The organism is Sphingomonas benefaciens, assembly GCF_052907485.1.
Window position 1 is genome coordinate 1325788 of sequence record NZ_JBREIC010000001.1, and the last position, 17748, is coordinate 1343535.

The following is a 17748-nucleotide window of genomic DNA, read 5'->3' on the forward strand; positions in this document are numbered from 1 at the left end:
TCGTGTCGGCAGAACGGCCGGGCGGTTCCTGCCTCAAAACGGCGAAGCGGTGCCCGCGCGCAACACTCCGTTACAATCGCGCATCACCCCGTTCACAACTCTTGTGCACCGCGGCACCGGCTGCCATCCTGGCCACAGGTTGGTCACAAGCCACGCGCGCGGTCGCCTGACCGGGAACAGACGCGGGCAGCCATCCTGGCAGGCCGGGACATCGACCTTCTTCGACTCGAAAGGGACACGATGCGCTTCACCCATTTCTTGCTCGCCGGCCTCGCGCTGACGGCAGCCGCGCCGGCCTTGGCGCAGGACGAAACCGCGCCGCCGCCGGCGCTGAAGCTGTCCGGCGGCACGACGCTGATCAGCGACTATCGCTTCCGCGGCGTCACCCAGTCCGACAGCGATCCCGCATTGCAGACGACGCTCAGCCTGACGCACAAATCGGGCTTCTACGTCGGCACCTTCCTGTCGACGATCGACGGTTCGGGCCGCACGCCCGCGCTGACCGGCTATGGCCGGGCGGAGATCGATCTGTACGGCGGCTTCACCAAGAGCCTGAAGAGCGGCCTCGGCGTCGACGTCGGCCTGCTCTATTACGACTATGACGGCCACAACAACGGCCAGCGGACCAACTTCTTCGAGCCTTATGCCGCGGTGACCTACACGCTCGGGCCGCTATCGACCAAGGCGGGCGCCGCCTATGCCTGGGGCGGTCAGAGCGGCCTCAAGGGCTTCGACGTCAAGGGCGGCAACGACGACAATATCTATGTCTATGGCGAGGCCGCGGCGGCGATCCCGACGACCCCGATCACGCTCAAGGGGCATCTGGGCTATTCCAAGGGGTCGCTCGGCTCGCTGAACGCGCCCGGCAGCAACGACGACACCTATCTCGACTGGTCGGCGACGGCGGAAGCGGTCGGCGGCCCGTTCAAGGTCGGCGTCAGCTACGTCGACACCGACATCAGCGAAAGCAACCGCTTCGCGACGCGGCTGGGCCGCGGCTCGACCGTGCTCGCCTATATCGGCACGACCTTCTGACAATCGTCTAGCTCCTCCCCTGAAGGGGAGGGGTTGGGGTGGGGCTGTCCGCGAGCGAACTCCTTGGGACGACGCCCCACCCCCTACCCCTCCCCTGAACGGGAGGGGCTTGGTATCAAACCTTACTGTGCCGAGGCGCGCGCGTCCTGACCGTCGCCCTGCGGCGCGGCGACGATGTCGCGGGTGGTCGACCCCTTGTCGACGACGTTGGTGCCCGGATCGCCGACCGACGAACGGATGCCGGTGTCGGCCGCGTCGTCGCCCGCCTGCTGCAGCACGCCGTTTTCCGCCTGGCTGCGCTGCTGGTTGCCGCCGAACAGCGCCTGCAGCGTCTGCGCGGTGGACGCATTGTCCTGCGGCCGTGCCGCGCCCGGCTGCGGCGGCACCAGCGAATAATCGGGCGGGATCACCAGCGGCGCCTGACGCGCGACGGCGAATTCGTCGGGGCGTGCGCGGTCGTAGCCGCGCTTGCCGCAGCCGGACAGCAGGGCGACGCAGGCAAGGCCAGTGGCAACGGCAACGAACTTACGCATGGGGATTCTCCGAAACTGCGTCGCGCTTGTCGCGCATCAGGAGCGCGCGGACAAGCAGCACCAGCACGCCGAGGGTGATCGCCGCATCCGCGACGTTGAAGACGAGGAACGGCCGCCATTCGCCGAAATGAAGGTCGGCGAAATCGACGACATAGCCGAACCGCACGCGATCGACGATATTGCCGATCGCCCCGCCCAGGATCGCGCCCAGCGCGATCCGGTCGGCGCGCTGCGTCTCGCGCGTCATCCACACCGCCACCGCGGCGGCGATCGCGCCGGTCATCGCGACCAGCGCCCAGCGCATCGCATCGGTGTCGGCATGCAGATAGCCGAGCGACACGCCGTGATTGGCGACGAAGCGCAGGTTGAAGAACGGCGCGACGTAGCGCGCGTCGGTCAGGTCGCTGAGACCCAGACCGCGGGTGACGCCGACCTTGCTCAACTGGTCGACCAGGAAGACGACGGCCGCGGTGACCAGGCCGACGACGGGCAGCTTACGCATCGCTGACCACCCCCGCGCAGCGATCGCACAGCGCGTCGTCCGTCGTCACCTCGGGCAGATGCCGCCAGCATCGGCCGCATTTGTGATAGTCGGTCCGGCGCACGGCAACGCCCTCGCCCGCATCGACGCGCGCGACGATGAACGTCTCGGCCAGCGCCGCCGCCGGCAGCGGCAGATCGGGTACCGTCACCTCCGCCTCCAGGCTGGAACGTACGGTCTTCTCGCGACGCAGCGGCTCGATCGCCTCGGTCACCGTCTGGCGCAGCGCACGCACGTCCGCCCAGTCGGTCGACAGCGGGTCGTCCCCGGCGACGGCGGGCAGTTCCGGCCATTCGAGGAAGTGCACCGACTGGTCCTCGCTCGGGAAGCGCGCCTGCCACACCTCCTCGGCGGTGAAGCAGAGGATCGGCGCGGCATAGCGGACGAGGGCGTGGAACAGCAGGTCGAGCACGGTGCGATAGGCGCGCCGCTTCGGATCCGCCGCCGCGTCGCAATACAGCGAATCCTTGCGAATATCGAAGAAGAAGGCCGACAGATCCTCGTTGGCGAAGTCGGTCAGCCGGCGCAGGTAGCGATTGAGCTCGAACCCCTCCGCCGCCTCGCGCAGGTCGACGTCGAGCCGGCCGAGCAGGGTCAGCACATAGCGTTCCAGTTCCGGCATCGCGGCGACCGGCACCTTCTCGGCGTCGCTGAACCCGTCGAGCGCGCCGAGCAGGTAGCGGAAGGTGTTGCGCAGCTTGCGATAGGCGTCGGACGCCGTCGCCAGCACCTCCTTGCCGATCCGCACGTCGTCGAAATAGTCGGTCGAGGCGACCCACATGCGCAGGATGTCGGCGCCGCTCTCGCCGATCACCTTCAGCGGATCGACGACGTTGCCGAGGCTCTTCGACATCTTGCGCCCCTTGTCGTCGAGCGCGAAGCCGTGCGTCAGCACCGCGTCATAGGGCGCCCGCCCGCGCGTGCCGCAGCCTTCGAGCAACGACGACTGGAACCAGCCGCGATGCTGGTCGGAGCCTTCGAGGTACAGATTGGCGCGGACATCCTCGCCATAGCGCGCCTCGACGGTGAAGACGTGCGTCGAGCCCGAATCGAACCAGACGTCAAGGATGTCCTCGACCACCTCGTAATCGGCGAGGTCGTAGTCGGCGCCGAGCAGCGCCTGATGGTCGGCGGTGAACCAGGCGTCGGCGCCGCCGGCCTCGAAGGCCGCGACGATGCGGGCGTTGACCTCGGCATCGACCAGATATTCGCCCGACTGGCGGTGCACGTAGAGCGCGATCGGCACGCCCCAGGCGCGCTGGCGGCTGATCACCCAGTCCGGCCGCCCCTCGACCATCGAGCGGATGCGGTTGCGGCTTCGCTCCGGCACCCAGCGGGTGTGTTCGATCGCGTCGAGCGCGGTTTCGCGCAGCGTCGCACCGTTGCTCGGGGCGCCGGCACCCTGCGGCAGGATCGCGCGGTCCATCGGGATGAACCATTGCGGCGTCGCGCGGAAGATCACCTTCGCCTTCGACCGCCAGCTGTGCGGATAGCTGTGCGCGAAATCGTCGGACGCGGAGAGCAGCGCCCCCGCCTCACGCAAATCGCTGCAGATCGGCCCGTCGGCGCCGACGAACTTCTTGTTGATGACGCTGCCCTGGCCGCCCAGCCACGCCCAGTCGGCCCGGTAGAAGCCGGCGCCGTCGACCGCGAACACCGGCTCGATGCCATTGGCCTTGCACAGCAGGAAGTCGTCCTCGCCATGGTCGGGCGCCATGTGGACCAGGCCGGTGCCGGCGTCGCGCGTCACGAACTCGCCGGCCAGGAACGGCCGCGGCTTGGCGAAGAAACCGCCCAGCGCGTGCATCGGGTGCCGCGCGGACGCGCCCTCCAGCGCCGCGCCCTTCACCAGCGCGACGAACTCGTCCATCGCCAGTCCGGTACGCTTCAGAAACGCCGGCAGCAGGTTTTCCTCGACCAGGTACCGCCGCTCGCCGCCACGGAACAGGACGTAGTCGAGCGCCGGATTGTAGGCGAGCGCCTGGTTGACCGGGATCGTCCACGGCGTCGTCGTCCAGATCACCGCGGTCGCGCCGACCAGTATCTCCGCCTCCGGCGCGGACGCGATCTCGAACCCGACGTCGATCTGGGTCGAGACGATGTCCTCATATTCGACCTCCGCCTCGGCGAGCGCGGTCTTTTCGACCGGCGACCACATCACCGGCTTGGCGCCGCGATACAGCTGGCCGGATTCGGCGAACTTGAGCAGCTCGCCGACGATCGCCGCTTCGGCACCATAGTTCATGGTCAGATACGGATCGGCCCAATCGCCCATCACGCCCAGCCGCTGGAACTGGCCGCGCTGCACATCGACCCAACCCGTCGCATAGGCGCGGCATTCGGCGCGGAAGTCGGCGACCGGCACGTCGTCCTTGTTCTGCTTCTTGGCGCGATACGCCTCCTCGACCTTCCATTCGATCGGCAGGCCGTGGCAATCCCAGCCGGGCACATAGGGCGCGTCCTTGCCCATCAGCGACTGGCTGCGCACGATGATGTCCTTCAGGACCTTGTTCATCGCATGGCCCATGTGGATGTCGCCGTTGGCGTAGGGCGGCCCGTCGTGCAGGATGAACAGCTCGCGCCCCTTACGGATCGCGCGCAACCGGTCGTACAGGCCGATCCGCTGCCACCGCTCCAGGATCGCCGGTTCCTTGGCGGCGAGGCCCGCCTTCATCGGAAAGTCGGTCTTCGGCAGGAAGACGGTGTCGCGCCAGTCCCTGGTGGCGTCAGGGGCGGCGTCGCGGGCGGTATCGGGCGCAGAGGCGTCGGTCATAGAATTGCGCGCTCTAGCGGAAGTCCGCCGCCTGTGTCACTCGTCTATACGTGCAGGATCGCACGCGCCTGTGCGCAATCCGCCTCCATCTGGCGGATCAAGGCGTCGAGGTCGTCGAACTTCGCTTCCGGACGGATATAGTCGACCAGCGCGACCTCGATCGCCTGCCCGTACAGGTCGCCGGAAAAGTCGAAGAAATAAGGCTCGAGCAATTCCTTCGGCGGCGTGAAGCTCGGCCGGATGCCCAGATTGGCGGCGCCCGCCAGCACCCGCCCTTCGGCCAGCCGCCCGGTCACCGCATAGATGCCGTAGGCCGGGCGCAGATACTTGCCCATGTCGAGATTGGCGGTCGGATAGCCGATGGTCCGGCCGACCTTGTCGCCGTGCTGCACCACGCCCGCGATTGCGAACGGCCGGGTCAGCAGGCGCGCCGCCTCGCGGGCGTCGCCCCGGCGCAGCGCGGCGCGGATGCGGCTCGACGAGACCGGCTCGCCGTCCAGCGTCACTGGCCCGACGGTGTCGGCGACGAAACCGTGCCGTCCGCCCAGCGCCGCCAGCGTCGCGACGTCGCCGCTTTTGCCCTTGCCGAAGGTGAAATCCGCGCCGGTCACCACCCCGGCGATGGCGAGGCAGGCGACCAGCCGTTCGGCGACAAAGGCTTCGGCCGACAGGCTCGCGAGATCGCCATCGAAGCGGAACACCACCATCGCATCCGCTCCCGCCTCGGCGAACAAGCGCTGCCGCTGGTCGAGCGTGGTCAGCCGGAACGGCGGCGTGTCGGGCCGGAAGTGGCGCACCGGATGCGGATCGAAGGTCGCGACCAGAGCCGGCCGCCCCTCGGCATGCGCCCGCGCCACCGCCGCCCCGACCACCGCCTGGTGACCGAGATGGAATCCATCGAAATTACCGAGCGCGACGATGCCGCCGGCCAGATGCGGCGGAATGGCCGAGCCGCCGTCCAGCCGCTCCATGATCCCGCGCCTTTAGGGAAGGTTGCAGGGCGACTCAATCGCCTTGACCGCCGGGCGCCGGCGGCAGGTCGTCGCGCGCCGCGCGCATCAGCCCGGCCAGCCTGTCCTCGCCGAGTGCATCATAAGCGGCGACCGCGGCCGCCATGTCGCGCTGCCGCTCGTCCTGGCCCAGGCAGAAGCTCGCCTCGATCCGCTCGATCTCCAGCGTGAACCCCTGGATCGCGTCCAGCCGCCGCTGCACGCCCTCGCGCCCCAGCTCGCCGATCGACCAGCCATGGTCGCGCCCCGCCTCCCTCTGCGCGACGAGATCGACCAGATGCCGCATCGTCTCCGCCCGCGACAGCAGGCGCAGCCGCCCGTGGACATGCGCGACGCGGAAGATCCAGGTCGGTGCCGAATCCCGCACCGGTGCCGCCGGATACCAGGATGGCGAGACATAGCCGCCGGTATCCAGAAAGATCGCCGTCGCGGCCAGCCCGTCCTGCAGCAACGCCGCATGATCGTTGTTCCGGGCGACATGGCTGATCAGGCGGCGCCCCGCGCGGTCCCCGACGAAGACCGGATGCGACAGCTGCGGCACGCCGTCGTGAACCGTGATCAGCGTGCCGAGCGGCAGCTGGTCGATCAGCGCGAACACCGCCTCCTCGCTGTCCGGCGCGAACACCGGCTTGGTATAGAGCATAGCCGTCCCCCGACCGCCACCGACACGGCAGTTCTCCCTTCATCGTAGCAGAGACGCGGCCCGCCACGCCGCCGCGTCGGCTATTCCCGAACCAAGGTCACGAAGCTATAGGCCGGTCGCCCGTCCGCCGCTGGATGCTCCTCCCGCGCCACCTCGCGCGTGCCGGCGAAGGCCGGCACCACGGCGTCGCCATCGAACCTGCCGTGCACCTCGGTCAGCTCGATCCGGTCGGGCGTGAACAGCGCGAACACCTCCGCCCCGCCGATCACCGCCACCTCGTCGCCGCCGGCCAGCGCCAGCGCCGCCTCCGGCCCATGCGCCGCCTCCGCCCCCGGCGCCGACCAGGACGTATCGCGGGTCAGCACGATATGCCGCCGCCCCGGCAGCGGCGCGGGAAAGCTGTCGAACGTCTTGCGCCCCATCACCATCGGCTTGCCGAGCGTCAGCGCCTTGAAGCGCTTCAGGTCCGCCGGCAGGTGCCAGGGCAGCTGCCCGTCGCGGCCGATCACGCCATTATCGGCCCGCGCGAGCAGGAAGACGATGCGCGGCCCCGCCGTCATGGCCGTCATATCGCGACCGGCGCCTTGATATGCGGCTGCGCGACATAGTCGTGCAGGACGAAATCCTCATAGGCATAGCCGTCGATCGCGTCCGGCCGACGCAGGATCTCCAGGCGCGGCAACGGCCCTGGATCGCGGGTCAGCTGGGTGCGCGCCTGCTCGAGATGGTTGAGGTAAAGGTGGCAGTCGCCGCCCGTCCAGATGAAGTCGCCCACCTCCAGCCCGGCCTGCTGCGCGAGCATATGGGTGAGCAGCGCATAGCTGGCGATGTTGAACGGCACCCCCAGGAACACGTCCGCCGACCGTTGATACAGCTGCAGGCTCAGCCGCCCGTCGGCGACATGCGTCTGGAACAGGCAGTGGCAGGGGCTTAGCGCCATGGCGCGCAGTTCGCCGGGGTTCCAGGCGGTGACGATCTGTCGTCGGCTCGCCGGATTGCGGCGGATCGTGTCGATCAAGTCCGTGATCTGATCGATATGCCGCCCGTCCGCGGTTTGCCAGTCGCGCCATTGCTTGCCGTAGACGGGGCCGAGATCGCCGTTCGCGTCCGCCCATTCGTCCCAGATGCTCACTTTGTTCTCGTGCAGCCAGCGCACGTTGGTGTCGCCTCTCAGGAACCAGAGCAATTCGACGATGATCGAGCGCAGATGCAGCTTCTTGGTAGTCAGCACCGGAAAACCGGCGCGCAGGTCGAAGCGCATCTGCGCACCGAAGACCGACAGCGTGCCGGTGCCGGTACGGTCGTCCTGCCGGCTGCCGCTGGTGAGGATCCGGTCCATCAGGTCGAGATATTGGCGCATGCCGGCGGCGTATCGCCTCCGACGCGAATCGCCAAGCGCTCCGCCGTTTTGGAGACAGATGACGGTGCATCGCGCGCGCTGCTCCGGCAGGATCGGCCGTGTCCGATCGCCGAACCCCCACGCACATCCGCGACGCGGCCGGCGCCGCGGCGCTCTTTCCCGAGTTCCGCACCGCCTCGATCGAACATGCGGGGGTCGTCCTGCTCGATCCGGAATGGAGATATCTCGGCACGACCCTGTTCACCGGCGGCCAAGACAGCGTCACGCCGTCGCTGCGCGCGATTGTCGGGGCGGCACTGGCGCAGGACGCTGCCGGACTGATCCTCGTCCACAATCATCCCAGCGGCCATGCCGAGCCGAGCCAGGCGGACGTCGTTTTCACCGCCGCTTTGTCCAGGGTCTGCGATCCGCTCGATCTCGACCTGATCGACCATCTGATCCTGACGGCAGAGGAGACGACCAGCTTCCGCGCGTGCGGCCTGCTCTGACGCCGCCCCTGCCGCCAAGGGCCAGGCTGCGGCAGGTCGCCGCCAAGCCGGCGGGGATGCACGGCCGCATGGCCGATCACGTCGCCGCGCGGCAATGCCAACCTGAATCAATATGATCGATGGGGATGGATGACGAAGCGCCGCCTCCCCATATCCATCCCATGATGCAGGATCCGACCCGCCGTTCGCTATTGTCGCTCGCCGCCACCGGCGTTGCCGGCGCGATTCTGTGGGGCTGCCGTGCCGCCCCGGCCGACGCCGCCACCTATCCGGTTCAGATGAGCGACGCCGCCTGGCGCAAGAAGCTCGGCGATCAGGCCTGGGCGGTACTGCGCCACGAAAGCACCGAGCGACCTTTCTCCAGTCCGCTCAACAACGAGCATCGCGCCGGCACCTTCAGCTGCAAGGGCTGTGACCAGCCGCTGTTCTCGTCCAAGACCAAGTTCGACAGCGGCACCGGCTGGCCGAGCTTCTGGGCGCCGCTGCCCCGCGCGGTCGGCACCAAGAGCGATCGCGCCTTGCTGGAGGAACGCGTTGAGGTCCATTGCAGCCGTTGCGGCGGCCATCTTGGCCATGTCTTCGATGACGGCCCGAAGCCGACCGGCAAGCGCTATTGCATGAACGGCGTCGCCATGACCTTCCGCCCGGCGTGAGGGGTTAACCTCCGGCGAAAAACGGCGTCATCCCCGCGAAGGCGGGGATCCAGACACGCTGACACTCGAGGGGCAATCAACAGGTGTTGCGCGTCTGGATCCCCGCCTACGCGGGGATGACGTATAATTTTGGGATAGCGCCAGACCGCCTCAGCGATCCGCCACCGGCGCCACCGGCACCGCGGCCGAGGTGGCGATCACCGCCATATTGGCGCGGGCGACTTCGTCCAGGTCGCTGGCGGTCGCCGGCGCGGCGTCACCGCCCAGCGGGGCATGGCCCGAATAGATGAAGCCGTTGGTCGGATAGGCCGAGGTGCCGAGATCGCCGTTCGGCGCATACCAGACCTTCACCTCGCTCCAGTCGCCGGCGGCGGAGACGTCGACGGCGCGGACGTTGCGCTCGATCTGGCCGGGGCGCGACCAGTTGGCGTGGGTCAGCAGCACTTCGCGATCGCTGATCACCTGCGACACCATGGCGACATGGCCGACGCGCATGCGATGGGTCGACTGGAAGGACAGCACCGCGCCGATCTCCGGCTTGTGGCCGCGCTGGTACTTGCCGGCGGCCTGGCCCCACCAGGTGTCGGCATTGCCGTGGATGTCGATACCGGAAACCTCGCGGGCATAAGGCGCGCACTGCCAGAACTGCGCCGCAGCCGGAGTGGCCATCATCAGGCCGCAGGAAACCATCAGCGCAAAACGCGCCGTCAACGACTTCAACACTTCAGTGACCCCCCGGCCAAAACCCGTTCGTCGAGGATGGCGCTACGCAAGAATGTTCCGGGCGGATAGGGGCTTACCCCCGGCTTTCCGGCGAACGGTGGTGAAGCGCCGATGAACGGCTCACCGTGCGACGAAGCGAGGGAGTCAGGCTGTCCTATCTCGCCTTACGGCATCGAAAAAAACACGCTCGCAGGCCCAAACGTCATGCCGGACTTGTTTCGGCATCCACGGTTCGACACACGCCGCCGCGAGTTCGTGTGCGGAACGGTGGATGCCGGAACAAGCCCGGCATGACGAAGAGCGGTTGCATCATTGGTATAGTTGGTACCAGCAGAAATGCGTCCTGTAGACGGATGTCACACTCGATTTGAATTTCGGGTTTGCTCCGCTCCAGCCACTGGCCTAGCCTCGCGCCAATTGCATAAGGACATGCGCATGGCCCTCGACCCGGAGACTTTCGACGCGCTGATCGACGCCATCCGCCGCTTCGTCGCCGAACGGCTGCGGCCGCTCGAGGCGGAGGTGGAGGCGGCCGATGCCATACCGGACGAGCTCGTCGACGAGATGAAGGCGATGGGCCTGTTCGGCCTGTCGATCGCCGAGGACTATGGCGGGCTCGGCCTCACCATGGTCGAGGAGGTGCAGGTCGGCATGGAGATGGGCCGGACCACGCCCGCCTTCCGCTCCGCCTTTGGCACCAACGTCGGCATCGGCAGCCAGGGCCTGGTGATGGCCGGCACGCCCGAACAAAAGGCCGAATGGCTGCCGCGCATCGCCAGCGGCGCGATCGTCACCAGCTTCGCGCTGACCGAACCCGACGTCGGCAGCGATTCGGGCAGCGTCAAGACGCGCGCCGTCCGCGCCAAGGACGCCGATGGGGCCGACATCTACCGCCTGTCCGGCACCAAGCGCTACATCACCAATGCCGACCGCGCCCAGCTGTTCACCGTTATGGCGCGCACCGGCGACGCGCCCGGCGCGCGTGGCGTCAGCGCGTTCCTTGTGCCGCGCGACCTGCCCGGCGTGACGATCGGCGAGCCGGAAAAGAAGATGGGGCAGAAGGGCGCCAAGGTCGCCGACGTCCATTTCGACGATGTGCCCGTTCCGGCCGCCAATCGACTCGGCGCGGAGGGCGAAGGCTTCAAGATCGCGATGCGCGTGCTCGATCGCGGCCGGCTGCACATCGCCGCGGTCTGCGTCGGCGTCGCCGAGCGGCTGATCGCTGACAGCGTCGCTTATGCCAAGGAACGCAAGCAGTTCGGCAAGCCGATCGCCGAGCATCAGCTGATCCAGGGCATGATCGCCGACATGAAGACGGAGGCGCTCGTCGCCCGCGCGATGGTGTTGGAAACCGCCCGGACCAAGGACGCTCTGGACCAGGCCGCCGCACCGGGAACGGACGCGCCGGCGGCCGGCCAGGACGTCGTGCTCGAATCGGCGGCGGCGAAATATTTCGCCAGCGAGATGGTCGGCCGCGTCGCCGACAAGGCGGTGCAGATTTTCGGCGGGGCCGGCTATATCGCCGATTATGGCATCGAACGCCTGTACCGCGACGTCCGCCTGTTCCGCATCTACGAAGGCACCAGCCAGATCCAGCAGATCATCATCGCCCGCGAGACGCTGAAACGCGGCGGGTGACCTATTCTCCCCTCCCGCTTGCGGGAGGGGTCGGGGGAGGGCAGAATCACGATCATCACCGCGCGCGGACGGCCCTCCCCCAGCCCCTCCCGCAAGCGGGAGGGGAGCATCATGAACACCACCGACCTGTTCCGCCTCGACGGCCGCATCGCCCTCGTCACCGGCGGCAGCCGCGGCATCGGCCGGATGATCGCCGCCGGATTCGTCGCGCAGGGCGCGCGCGTCTACATCTCCAGCCGCAAGGCGGGCGCCTGCGAGGAGACCGCCGCCGCGCTCGGCCCGAACTGCATCCCCCTGCCCGCCGACGTCTCGACCGTCGACGGCGTCCGCGCCCTCGCCGCTGCCCTTGCCGATTGCGAGGAACGGCTCGACATCCTCGTCAACAACGCAGGCGCCGCCTGGGGCGTGCCGTTCGAAGAGTTTCCGGAAAGCGGCTGGGACAAGGTGATGGACCTCAACGTCAAATCACCCTTCTTCCTGACCCAGGCGCTGCACGGCCTGCTCAAGGCGGCGGGAGCCCCCACCCGTCCGGCCAAGGTGATCAACATCACCTCGATCGACGGCCAGCGGCTCAATCCCTGGGAAACCTACAGCTACCAGGCGTCCAAGGCGGCGCTGATCTACCTCACCAAGCGGATGGCGGCGCGGCTGGTGCGCGACCACGTCAACGTCACCTCTATCGCACCCGGCGCCTTCGCCAGCGAGATGAACCGCGCCGCCCGCGACCACGGCGATGCGGTGGCGCAGGCGATTCCGGCCGGACGGATCGGCACCGACGAGGACATGGCCGGCGCCGCCATCTATCTCGCCAGCCGCGCCGGCGACTATGTCGTTGGCGAGACGATCACCGTCGACGGCGGCCTCGTCCATGCGGCCCTGGGAACGAGCATCGACGGCTAGGGCCGATCGACGCCCTATTTCGTCATCCCCGCGGAGGCGGGGATCCAGAACCCCTGACGTCACGGCTCAACAAGCAGCCTCCGCGCGTCTGGATTCCCGCCTTTGCGGGAATGACGGCAGGGCGTTTCCAAAGCCTGCGATGCCGTATGTCGATCGTTCCTTCTGCGTCCTCCGCCCGTGGACTGTCAGGCGGGCATTCAGCGCTGCCCTACAAGATCGTGCGCCGCTAACCTCGCCGGCATCCGTGCTCCTGCGCACGCAGGAGCCCAGAGGCTTTTTCTCATCGTCGACACCCAACGCGCGCTCTGCGCAACATTCGCAAAGCAGAAGCGCCGCAGACTTTTCGTTCAAGTGTCAAAAGTGTCAAGACTCGAGCAGCCGCCGGCGCTCGCGGGGGTCCGCGCCCCGCGATCCGTGAGACTTTTGAGACCTTCCGAAGCCGCCGTCAGCGCGCGATGCCCCCCGCCGCCAGCACCGCCAGCGTCACCAGCTCGCTGGCGGTCGAGGTCATCGGCGCGATCTGCACCGGCTTTTCCATGCCGATCAGCATCGGTCCGATCACGCTGTCGCCGCCCAGCTCGCGCAGCAACTTGGCGGAAATGTGCGCCGATTGCAGGCCCGGCATGATCAGGATGTTGGCCGGCCCCGACAGACGCGCGAACGGATAATTGGCGAGCTGGCGTGGATTGAGCGCGACGTCGGGCGGCATCTCGCCTTCATATTCGAAGCCGACCTGACGTCCGTCGAGCACCGCCACCGCCTCGCGGATATTGTCGACCCAGGCGCCCTTGGGGTTGCCGAAGGTCGAATAGCTCAGCATCGCGACGCGCGGCTCGTGGCCCATGCGACGCGCGACCTGCGCGGTCTGCTCGGCGAAATCGGCGAGCTGTTCGCCCGTCGGCCGCTCGTTGACCGTGGTGTCGGCGATGAACACGGTGTGGCTTTGGCCGACCATGATGTGGATGCCGAAGGGGGTGCGGCCCGCCTCCGGATCGATCACCCGCTTCACCTGGCGCATCGATTCGGCCCAGGTGCGGGTGATGCCGGTGATCATCGCATCCGCCTCGCCCAGCTGCAGCAGCGCGGAGCCGAAGACGTTGCGGTCCTGGTTGATCATCCGCTCGACGTCGCGGCGCAGATAGCCGCGCCGCTGCAGCCGGCCGTAGACGAAGTCGACCATCTTCGGCACCAGCGGCGAGACGCGGCTGTTGTGCAGCTCGTAATCGTCCGGGTTGACGCCGAGGTCGCGCAAGCGGTCGCGCACGTCGTCGCGGCCGACCAGCACCGGCGTGCCGTAGCCGCCTTCCTTGAAGGCGATGGCCGCGCGCAGCACGACTTCCTCCTCGCCCTCCGCGAACAGCACGCGCTTCGGCCGCGCCCGCGCGCCTTCATAGGCGAGCGTCAGCACCGACGTGGTCGGATTGAGCCGCGCCCGCAGGCTCTGGCGATAGGCCTGCATGTCGAGGATCGGCTTGGTCGCGACGCCCGAATCCATCGCCGCCTTGGCGACCGCGGCGGGCACCTCCTCCATCAGCCGCGGGTCGAACGGCGCCGGGATGATATAATCGGGGCCGAAGCTGTGGCTGACGCCATAGGCGACCGCCACCTCTTCCGGCACGCGCTCGCGGGCGAGGTCGGCGATCGCCTTGGCCGCGGCGATCTTCATGTCGTCGTTGATCCCCGTCGCGCGGACGTCCAGCGCGCCGCGGAAGATGAAGGGGAAGCCCAGCACGTTGTTGACCTGGTTCGGATAGTCCGACCGGCCGGTGGCGATGATCGCGTCGGGGCGCGCGGTCTTCGCCTCTTCCGGCAGGATCTCCGGCACCGGATTGGCCATGGCGAAGATGATCGGCGCGTCGGCCATCTCGATCACCATGTCGCCCTTTAGCGCGCCGGCGGCGGACAGGCCGATGAACACGTCGGCGCCGACCAGAGCCTCCTTCAGCGTGCGGCGGTCGGTGGCGGCGGCATGCGCCGACTGCCACTGGTTCACGTCGTCGCGGCCTTGGTAGATGACGCCGGTCTTGTCGCACATGATGACATGGTCGTGGCGTACGCCCATCGCCTTCATCAGCTCGGTGCAGGCGATCGCCGCCGCGCCGGCGCCGTTGACGACGACGCGGATGTCCTGAAGCTTGCGCCCGGTCAGCAGGCAGGCGTTGATCAGCCCGGCGGCGCAGATGATCGCGGTGCCGTGCTGGTCGTCATGGAAGACCGGGATGTTCATCTTCTCGCGCAGCGCCTGCTCGATGATGAAGCATTCGGGGGCCTTGATGTCTTCGAGGTTGATGCCGCCGAAGCTCGGCTCCATCAGCTCGACCGCGTCGATGAAGCGGTTCACGTCCTCGGTCTTGAGCTCGATGTCGATCGAATCGACGTCGGCGAAGCGCTTGAAGAGCACCGCCTTGCCCTCCATCACCGGCTTGGAGGCGAGCGCACCCAGATTGCCGAGGCCTAGGATGGCCGTGCCGTTGGAGATGACGGCGACCAGATTGCCTTTGGCGGTGTAATCATAGGCGGTGGCGGGATCGTCGGCGATCGCCTGCACTGGCACCGCGACGCCGGGCGAATAGGCCAGCGCCAGGTCGCGCTGCGTCGCCATCGGCTTGGACGCGACGATCTCGATCTTGCCGGGGCGCCCCTCCGAATGGAACAGCAACGCCTCGCGCTCGGAGAACTGTAGGGACGCTTCTTCGGACATGGGACCTCGCTGGCGGCTGGGGACGCTACGGCTCTTGACCGTTTAGGACCGGCCTTTCAACCCGTGCTAGGCATGTCGGGGGCTGCGACCTATAGCCCGCAGGCCCGCGCCGAGCGCCCGATCGAACGATGAACAGCACCCCCGCACGATGACCGCACCCACCCCGATGATGGCGCAATATCTCAGCCTGAAGGCCGAGGCCGAGGATTGCCTGCTGTTCTACCGCATGGGCGATTTCTTCGAATTGTTCTTCGACGACGCGCGCGTCGCTGCCGGCGTGCTCGACATCGCGCTGACCTCGCGCGGCGAACATGGCGGCGAGAAGGTGCCGATGTGCGGCGTGCCCGTCCACGCCGCCACCGCCTATCTGCAGCGGCTGATCAAGGCCGGCCACCGCGTCGCCATCGCCGAACAGACCGAGAGCCCGGAAGCGGCGCGCAAGGCGCGCGGGTCGAAGGCGTTGGTCAATCGCGCCATCGTGCGCTTCGTCACCGCCGGCACGCTGACCGAGGAGGCGCTGCTCGACGCGCGCGCCGACAATTGGTGCGTCGCGATCGGCGAGGCGGGCGGTGCGGTCGCACTCGCCGCGGCGGACGTGTCGACCGGCCGCTTCGAGGTGATCGACTGCCCGGTCGAATCCCTGGGTGCCGAACTCGCCCGACTCGGCGCGGCGGAAGTGGTTGCCGCCGAAAGCAGCGACCATGCCGCCGCGGCGACCAGCCTGCGCCCCAGACAGACGTTCGACAGCGGCGCGGCGGAGGCGCGGCTGAAGGCGCTCTTCGGTGTCGCGACGCTCGACGGCTTCGGCCAGTTCGGTCGCGCGGCGCTGGCCGCGGCGGGCGGCCTCGTCGCCTATCTCGAACATACCGCCAAGGGCGCCCTGCCCTTCCTGCGCCCGCCGGTGCTCGCCAGCGCGGCGGCAACGATGGCGATCGACGCCGCGACGCGCGAGAGCCTGGAGCTGACCTGCACCACCGGCGGCCAGCGCAAGGGATCGCTGCTCGACGCGATCGACCGCACCGTCACCGGCGCCGGCGCCCGCGCGCTGGCCGGCGATCTCGGTGCGCCGCTGATGGACCGGGGGAGGATCGAGGCGCGGCTCGATCTCGTCCAGTTCTTCCACGACCAGCCCGCCTTGCGCGAGCAGGTCCGCACGACGTTGCGCGCCTTGCCCGACATCGGCCGCGCACTCGGGCGGCTGGCGGCAGGCCGGGGATCCCCGCGCGATCTCGGCCAATTGCGCGACGGGCTGGACGGTGCGTGGCAGCTTGGCGAGCGGCTGGGGCAGATCAAGGCGCCGCTGACGTTGCTCGCCCGGCTCGCGCCGCAGCTACGCGGCCATGGCCAGCTGATCGACCTGCTCAAGCGCGCCCTGGTCCCTTCGCCGCCGATCGACGCCGGCGACGGCGGCTATATCGCCGCCGGCTACGACGTCGCGCTGGACGACCTGCGCGACGCCGGCGCCGGTGGACGGCGGGCGATCGCCGCGCTGGAGGCGGAGATGAAGGCCGCGACCGGGATCGCGACGCTCAAGGTCCGCCACAACAATGTGCTGGGCTATCACGTCGAGGTGCCTGCCCGGTCGGCGGACGCGCTGATGAAGCCGGACAGCGGCTATACCCATCGCCAGACGCTGGCCGGCGTCGTCCGCTTCAACACGCCGGCGTTGCACGAGGTCGCGGCCAAGGTGTCGCAGGCCGGCGCCCATGCCCTGGCGGCGGAAGCGGCGCACCTCGAGGAACTGACCGCCGCCGCGCTGGCGACCCGCGAGGCGATCGCCGCCACCGCCGACGCGCTTGCCCGGATCGACGTCGCCGCCGGCCTGGCGGAACGTGCAGTTGAGGGTGGGTGGAGCCGTCCGACCTTGGTCGACCACGCCTGTTTCGAAGTGACCGGCGGCCGCCACCCGGTCGTCGAGGCGGCGCTGGCCCGCGCGGGTGATCGGTTCGTCGCCAACGATTGCATGCTGGGCGAACGGTCGCGCCTGTGGCTCGTCACCGGGCCGAACATGGGCGGCAAGTCGACCTTCCTGCGCCAGAATGCACTGGTCGCGGTGCTTGCCCAGGCGGGCGGGTTCGTGCCGGCGACCAAGGTGACGCTCGGTCTGGTCGACCGCCTGTTCAGCCGGGTCGGCGCGTCGGACAATCTCGCGCGCGGCCGCTCGACCTTCATGGTCGAGATGGTCGAAACCGCGGCGATCCTGGCGCAGGCGACGCCGCGCAGCTTCGTCATCCTCGACGAGGTCGGGCGCGGCACCTCGACCTATGACGGGCTCGCCATCGCCTGGGCGGTGGTCGAGGCGATCCACGAGGATAACCGCTGCCGCTGCCTGTTCGCGACCCATTATCACGAGCTGACCCGGCTGGCGGAACGCTGCGACGCGCTGTCGCTGCATCATGTCCGCGCCCGCGAGTGGAAGGGCGAGCTGGTGCTGCTCCACGAGCTGGCCGACGGGCCCGCGGATCGCAGCTACGGCCTGGCGGTGGCGCGGCTCGCCGGCATGCCGCCGGCGACGGTGGCGCGCGCCAAGGCGGTGCTCGCCAAGCTGGAAGCGGGCCGTGCCAAGACCGGCGGCCTTGCCGCTGGCCTCGACGACCTGCCGCTGTTCGCCGCCGCCGCCCAGGTCGAGGAGGAGACGTGCGACGCGATCCGCGCCGAGGTGGAAGCGCTCGACATCGACGCGCTGACCCCGCGCGAGGCGCTCGACACGCTTTACCGCTTGAAGGCCTTGGCGCGCGAGGGATAGCGGC

At 68.6% G+C, this 17748-nt stretch carries 15 protein-coding genes; 6 read left to right on the forward strand and 9 right to left on the reverse strand.

The features are described from left to right. Positions 1-240 precede the first annotated feature (240 nt). A complete protein-coding gene (locus tag ACU5AX_RS06565) occupies positions 241-1035 on the forward strand; it encodes a TorF family putative porin (RefSeq protein WP_446690127.1) in 795 nt (264 codons plus the stop codon). Between the two features lie 122 nt (positions 1036-1157). Here the strand turns inward: ACU5AX_RS06565 and ACU5AX_RS06570 are convergent, their stop codons facing one another. The 7 genes from ACU5AX_RS06570 to ACU5AX_RS06600 form a co-directional block, all read right to left on the reverse strand. Continuing rightward, positions 1158-1568 (reverse strand): DUF3035 domain-containing protein, encoded by a 411-nt coding sequence (locus tag ACU5AX_RS06570; RefSeq protein WP_198352112.1) that lies wholly within the window; start codon positions 1566-1568, stop codon positions 1158-1160. Further along, a complete protein-coding gene (gene lspA / locus ACU5AX_RS06575) occupies positions 1561-2070 on the reverse strand; it encodes a signal peptidase II (protein ID WP_446690128.1) in 510 nt (169 codons plus the stop codon). The genes ACU5AX_RS06570 and lspA overlap by 8 nt, the downstream gene beginning before the upstream one ends. After that, a complete protein-coding gene (ileS, locus tag ACU5AX_RS06580) occupies positions 2063-4882 on the reverse strand; it encodes an isoleucine--tRNA ligase (protein WP_446690129.1) in 2820 nt (939 codons plus the stop codon). The genes lspA and ileS overlap by 8 nt, the downstream gene beginning before the upstream one ends. A gap of 44 nt (positions 4883-4926) precedes the next feature. Further along, a complete protein-coding gene (locus tag ACU5AX_RS06585; RefSeq protein ID WP_446690130.1) occupies positions 4927-5853 on the reverse strand; it encodes a bifunctional riboflavin kinase/FAD synthetase in 927 nt (308 codons plus the stop codon). Between the two features lie 34 nt (positions 5854-5887). Beyond that, entirely contained in the window at positions 5888-6535 is a 648-nt protein-coding gene (locus ACU5AX_RS06590) for an FMN-binding negative transcriptional regulator (protein WP_446690131.1), read from the reverse strand. Between the two features lie 80 nt (positions 6536-6615). After that, complete coding sequence (locus ACU5AX_RS06595) at positions 6616-7095, reverse strand: dihydrofolate reductase (protein ID WP_446690132.1); 480 nt, start codon at positions 7093-7095, stop codon at positions 6616-6618. A 5-nt stretch (positions 7096-7100) separates the two neighbouring features. Then, the gene (locus tag ACU5AX_RS06600) at positions 7101-7895 is read right to left on the reverse strand and encodes a thymidylate synthase (RefSeq protein ID WP_446690133.1); all 795 of its coding nucleotides are present in this window, start codon (positions 7893-7895) and stop codon (positions 7101-7103) included. Between the two features lie 98 nt (positions 7896-7993). Here ACU5AX_RS06600 and ACU5AX_RS06605 point away from each other — a divergent pair, with 98 nt between their 5' ends. Then, on the forward strand, positions 7994-8383 hold the full coding sequence (locus tag ACU5AX_RS06605; protein ID WP_446690134.1) for a JAB domain-containing protein: 390 nt from the start codon (positions 7994-7996) through the stop codon (positions 8381-8383). Between the two features lie 164 nt (positions 8384-8547). After that, complete coding sequence (msrB, locus tag ACU5AX_RS06610; protein WP_446690478.1) at positions 8548-9036, forward strand: peptide-methionine (R)-S-oxide reductase MsrB; 489 nt, start codon at positions 8548-8550, stop codon at positions 9034-9036. A gap of 150 nt (positions 9037-9186) precedes the next feature. On the opposite strand, the gene ACU5AX_RS06615 is transcribed toward msrB, so the two are convergent. Further along, positions 9187-9708, reverse strand: coding sequence for a CHAP domain-containing protein (locus ACU5AX_RS06615; protein WP_232473768.1), 522 nt, complete (start codon positions 9706-9708; stop codon positions 9187-9189). Between the two features lie 486 nt (positions 9709-10194). Between ACU5AX_RS06615 and ACU5AX_RS06620 the strand changes: the two genes are divergently transcribed. Beyond that, positions 10195-11397: an acyl-CoA dehydrogenase family protein gene (locus tag ACU5AX_RS06620; RefSeq protein WP_446690135.1), complete on the forward strand. Its 1203-nt coding sequence runs from the start codon at positions 10195-10197 to the stop codon at positions 11395-11397. A gap of 111 nt (positions 11398-11508) precedes the next feature. Next, positions 11509-12297 (forward strand): SDR family oxidoreductase, encoded by a 789-nt coding sequence (locus ACU5AX_RS06625; RefSeq protein ID WP_446690136.1) that lies wholly within the window; start codon positions 11509-11511, stop codon positions 12295-12297. A 445-nt stretch (positions 12298-12742) separates the two neighbouring features. On the opposite strand, the gene ACU5AX_RS06630 is transcribed toward ACU5AX_RS06625, so the two are convergent. Continuing rightward, positions 12743-14998: an NADP-dependent malic enzyme gene (locus ACU5AX_RS06630; RefSeq protein ID WP_446690137.1), complete on the reverse strand. Its 2256-nt coding sequence runs from the start codon at positions 14996-14998 to the stop codon at positions 12743-12745. 166 nt (positions 14999-15164) lie between these two features. Here ACU5AX_RS06630 and mutS point away from each other — a divergent pair, with 166 nt between their 5' ends. Next, a complete protein-coding gene (gene mutS / locus ACU5AX_RS06635) occupies positions 15165-17744 on the forward strand; it encodes a DNA mismatch repair protein MutS (protein WP_446690479.1) in 2580 nt (859 codons plus the stop codon). Positions 17745-17748 lie beyond the last annotated feature (4 nt).